General features: G+C 54.2%; 4 protein-coding genes. 1 reads left to right on the forward strand and 3 read right to left on the reverse strand.

Going from position 1 to position 4,980, the window contains the following annotated elements:
- The 3 genes from ACTG33_RS16175 to ACTG33_RS16185 all read right to left on the reverse strand — a co-directional run.
- Nucleotides 1–508, reverse strand: a 508-nt coding sequence (locus tag ACTG33_RS16175; protein ID WP_439136257.1) for a hypothetical protein, incomplete at its 3' end; no start/stop codon positions are given.
- 28 nt (nucleotides 509–536) lie between these two features.
- On the reverse strand, nucleotides 537–1,337 hold the full coding sequence (locus ACTG33_RS16180) for a hypothetical protein (protein ID WP_439136258.1): 801 nt from the start codon (nucleotides 1,335–1,337) through the stop codon (nucleotides 537–539).
- Between the two features lie 11 nt (nucleotides 1,338–1,348).
- Complete coding sequence (locus tag ACTG33_RS16185; protein WP_439136259.1) at nucleotides 1,349–2,200, reverse strand: gamma-glutamylcyclotransferase family protein; 852 nt, start codon at nucleotides 2,198–2,200, stop codon at nucleotides 1,349–1,351.
- A gap of 202 nt (nucleotides 2,201–2,402) precedes the next feature.
- Between ACTG33_RS16185 and ACTG33_RS16190 the strand changes: the two genes are divergently transcribed.
- Complete coding sequence (locus ACTG33_RS16190; RefSeq protein ID WP_439136260.1) at nucleotides 2,403–4,928, forward strand: acyl-CoA dehydrogenase; 2,526 nt, start codon at nucleotides 2,403–2,405, stop codon at nucleotides 4,926–4,928.
- Nucleotides 4,929–4,980: the final 52 nt, after the last annotated feature.

Here is a 4,980-nt window from a genome sequence, read left to right on the forward strand (position 1 = left end):
CAATGCCAAAGCCTGCGACAGTGATGGCGCCACTGGCAGGATTGAACAGTATGTGATCCGGGGTCAGTGCTTTATGTACCAGATCCCGGGTGTGAATCTGCCCCAGGATACGGGCTAGCTGCAGTGCAATGTCGAGCCCTTGGGTAAGGGGAAGGCAGCTGTTTTTGCTTTGATGACCGCTGCCATCGTTTTGAAGATCGTATGCTTGATTAAGGTGGGCGCGCAGCGTGCCTTCGAATGGCTCGCCGATTAATGCCAGGTTGCCACTGCCGTGGGGCACGATACAGTCAATTTTGCGCACACCGTTAATGTCCACCAGGCGTTGCGTGATGGTGCCTTCGCGGCGGATTCTGGCGACTTGCTGGCGATCAGGGTATTCAGAGTCGATGGTTTCTATCGCCACAACGGCGTTATCGGCAAGTCGGCGGGCACGGTAAACCACATGGCCGTTGTGCCGATGCAGGACCGGGCCAATTTCATAACCGGATATGTCTAAATTCACCGTCACTCTGTGTCTCCCGTGCCGCTGAACTGGATCAGACGCCGAAGAGTCGGTGGAAGGTGGTGCAGTAGTCCTCGTACGCCGTATCCCGCAGCGGAGTACCATGCCCGCACAGAGCGTGTTTGAAGCTCAGGGATTTCAGGCGAGCGAAATCGTCCGCGGCAGGTTCGGCCGCCTGAAGCCAGACTGGCCCGATGTTGGCAGGTGTGAAAAAGCCCATCTCTTGCATCAGGGAGGTTGAGGCGTCAGAGAAAAATTCGTCCGGTGCGAGCCAGTTCTGCAGTGCATCACAGGCAATGACAATACCGCCAGCGCGCTCAAGGCGCAGGATACCTTCCGGAATCTGGGTGGTGTGAAATTCAAACAGAGAGGCGTCTGCTATTGGTAAATTGTCCGTAGTCAGAGGCCGTGTGACCATTTGGTGAGTCTGTTGTTCTGGCTGTTGATGCTCTGATTGGTGTTCTGATTGATGTTCTGGATCCGTCCCGTGCTGGCATTGTTCTGAGCCAGTGCCCGGCAGTGCCCAATATTGAGCATCGTAGTGGTCGACATAAAATTCATCATCACGTCCGTGCAGCGCCCCAAGGCGAATCACATCAGTGACCCGTCCCAGCTCATCCAGTGTCGCAAGGCCTTCGTCGTTCAGGCGCACGCTGTTGATCAGGATCAGGCGTTCGCCCTCCCGTACCACGGTCATGTTGCGGCTGAATTGCCAGTCTGTATCCATCAGCACGGTTTCCATGGTGCCGCTGACGATAAAGACATCCGTAAAAACTTCTTCAATAGCACCGTGGGGCAGGGCTGGGGGGAGCAGGGTGGAGGGACGCGATTCCATCGTTACACTCATTAATTTTCGTTGTAGATGAATTGACCCACATAACGATACTCGCGTGCATACTCGTTGAGATACACATTGAGGTAATGTTGCTGGGCCTGATTGAGGCGTCCCTGCCTGAGATCTTCCAATGATTCGTTACTGGTGCTGCTGTCCAAACGCTTGAGGTGAAACAGTGTCATATCCTGCCCACCAAAGAAACCTTTCAAAAACGTATGCAGGGGGCGTGCCGCCGACATATCAAAAACTGAGCCCCACAGCGCGGTGTATAAGGGATGCTGCGCCAGAGAGGCTGCATCGAATGTGGGGAAGTGTCCTGCTGGGGGTGAGAACACTGGGTACTCTTCGGGCTGATGGACCGGTTGAGAGAGCAGATCCTGTATGTAGCTGCTGTCGAGATTGGCACTTCGTGCGCCCTCGACCACGATATTGAGGTAGCGGCGACTCGGCAGGCAGCTATCGTCGATAAAATCAGGCATTCCTATATAGGTCAACGCGTTGGCCGGGCCTGCTTCTGTCTCCAGTTCCACCGTGATTCTATCGTAGCCATGGCCGTAAGCTTCTGCGTCATCAAGCGGCGCGAGGGCTTCATCGGAGCACTCATAGAGGATGCCGAGCACCTGATCATCGCGGCTATCACTGGGTTCGATGTTGCAGACTCCGCCTTCGTGACGAAAAAAGTGTTGTACGTTGAAACGTAACCGCCATCCGTGCAGGGCCGCACGACGTGCGCTCAGGGGCTCTACACCCTTGGCTCGCAGTGACGTCATGTTCATATTTGAGCCAAAGCCAAAATAGCGAAACATAGGGTAATCAAACACCTTTTCCAGCACTCCGTACTCTGCCGAACTGTCCTTTACCATATCGAACAGTCAATTTCTGAGTGCTGGCGCTTAAATTGCTATTACAATACAGGGATTAGGGCTGAAATCAATACGCGCAAGATGTCCTGATTCGTTCTTTTATGTAGAGATCCCTTCCTGCTCAAAACTTGCAACAATTCCACCTGTGGTCGATGGTTAGTGTGTCTATTCATAAATCCACGCCATTACGGAGTTGTAGTGTATGAGTGTCCTGCTGTTGTTAGTGAGTGCTTTGGTGCTTTTGTATCTGGGAGTGGGGGGCTCAGTTGCTGCCGGGGTTCTGGTCATCGCTACGGTGATTGGTCTGATTCTGGATGAGTTTCATCTCCTGAGTATTATTTTCGGTGGTGCTCTTCTCGCGTTGAGCCTGATATTGGTACTGCCGGGGCAGTTGCGTAAAGACAAGCTCAGTCGTCCGCTGCTGGGGTGGGTGCGGGGAATGTTGCCTACGCTCTCGGATACCGAAGCTGAGGCCCTGAAGTCCGGTACCGTTGACTGGGATGGTGAACTGTTCTCGGGCCGGCCAGAGTGGAAAAAGCTGTTGCAAGCGCGGCCTGCGACTCTCAGTTCTGAAGAGCAGGCGTTTCTTGATGGTCCGGTGGAAACCCTGTGTGAAATGCTGGATGACTGGGCGATCACCCATGAGCATTACGATTTGCCAGAAGAAGCGTGGCAATTCATTCGTGACAATGGCTTCTTCGGCCTGGTTATCCCGGCAGAACATGGCGGCAAAGGGTTTTCCAATACCGCTCACTCTGAAGTCGTAATGAAGTTGTCTACGCGGAGTGTCTCCGGTGCTGTTACCGTGATGGTGCCCAACTCCTTAGGCCCAGGTGAGCTGTTGGTGCATTACGGCACGGATGAACAGAAACAGCATTATCTGCCACGCCTTGCCAATGGCGAAGAGATTCCCTGTTTTGCTCTGACCTCTCCGATGGCGGGATCTGATGCGGGGGCCATTCCGGACAAAGGCATTGTCTGTAAAGGCCAGTGGCAAGGGGAAGAGGTGCTGGGGCTTAAGGTCACCTGGAATAAGCGTTATATCACCCTGGCTCCTGTGGCGACGTTGATCGGTCTGGCCATCAAGGTCTACGATCCGGTCGGCTTTTTGGCCAGTGACGCTGACAATGGAGAGTATGACCCGGATATTGGTGTCACCTGCGTGTTGCTTCCGCGAGATTTGGAGGGAGTTAACGCCGGTGCTCGTCATTTGCCCATGAATACGGTCTTCATGAATGGTCCGACTTGGGGAACGGATGTCTTTATTCCGATGAGTCAGGTGATTGGTGGGCAGGAAATGCTGGGCAAAGGTTGGACCATGCTGTTGGAGTGTCTGTCGATTGGACGCTCGATTTCATTACCCGCATTGGGAACCGGGGCCGGCAAAGTGGCTAGTCTGTCTACCGGCTCTTACGCTCTGGTGCGTGAACAGTTCGGCCGCACCATCAGTCAGTTTGAAGGGGTGCAGGAAGCACTGGAGCCGGTCGCCGGTTACACCTACATGATGGATGCTGCGCGCTTATTGACGGCAGGCATGCTGGATCGTGGCGTCAGGCCTGCAGTGCCCTCGGCGGTACTCAAATATCGCAACACCGATTTGATGCGCGAAGTGATTAATCATGCAATGGATGTGGTGGCCGGACGCGGTGTGATTACCGGGCCACGCAACTTCCTGGCGCGGGGTTATCAGGCGGTGCCCATTGGCATCACCGTAGAAGGCGCGAATATTCTGACCCGCAGTTTGATGATTTTTGGCCAGGGGGCGATTCGTTGTCATCCCTTTATTGTGGAGGAAATCGAAGCGGCGGGTATGGAGGATGAATCGGCTGCAGTGACAAAATTCGATGGCGTTTTTTATCGTCATCTGGCGCACACCACCCGCAATGGGTTGCGTGCCTTTGTATTGGGCCTGACCCGAGGGTGTCTGGAGCCTGTCCCAGAACAGGGCGATATTAAGAAATACTACCGCCAGTTGGCTCGCTTTTCTTCGGCATTCTCACTGATGACGGATGTGACTCTGCTCAGTATTGGGGGTGGCCTTAAGGCTCGTCAAAGACTCTCCGGACGTATGGCGGATTGCCTCGTGCATCTTTATTACGCCACGGCCGTGATTAAGCAGTGGCACGAAGAAGGTTATGCAGAAGATCAGCGGCCATTGGTGGAGTGGTGTTTGCAGTCGTGCCTGCGGGATTTCCAGGTCTCGATGAAGACCTTAATTATTAATTTTCCGGTGAAAGCGCTGCGTTGGCCTCTGCGGTTGCTGGTTTTCCCTCTGGGCGCTACCGGGATTAACGGTCCTGATGATCGGCTGGGAACAGAAGTGGCCGCCAGTATTGTCAAGGATACGCCACTGCGAGATCGCATTGCTCGTGGTTGTTACGTCAATTCCGATCCGGAAGATTCACTGGGCCGTGTACTCAACGCGTACCGGTTGGCCAACGACACCCGCGAACTGCGTGAGAGGTTGCACGACGCCCTTCGCAAGCGCGACGCCAATGAGTTAAGTGGCATTGATCTACTGTTAGGTCATCAGCGCAAGGAACTGGTGGATTGGGCCATTACTGAAGGTGTCATCAAAGAAGAGGAGCGGGAGCCGCTTCTGGAAGCGTTGACGGCACTTTACGATGTCATTCGCGTGGATGCTTTTGATGGCGAAGGGCTCAAAGAACTGGCGGATTGTGCAGCCGGAAAACGCAAGGTGGTGGAGCGCCCGGCGAATAGCGAGTAATGCAGAATACAGTGCCATACTGTCGGTTGGCACTGTGTTTGTTCAGTAAACA

Origin of the sequence: Pseudomaricurvus sp., assembly GCF_965662505.1 — a bacterium.
Taxonomy (GTDB): domain Bacteria; phylum Pseudomonadota; class Gammaproteobacteria; order Pseudomonadales; family Cellvibrionaceae; genus Pseudomaricurvus.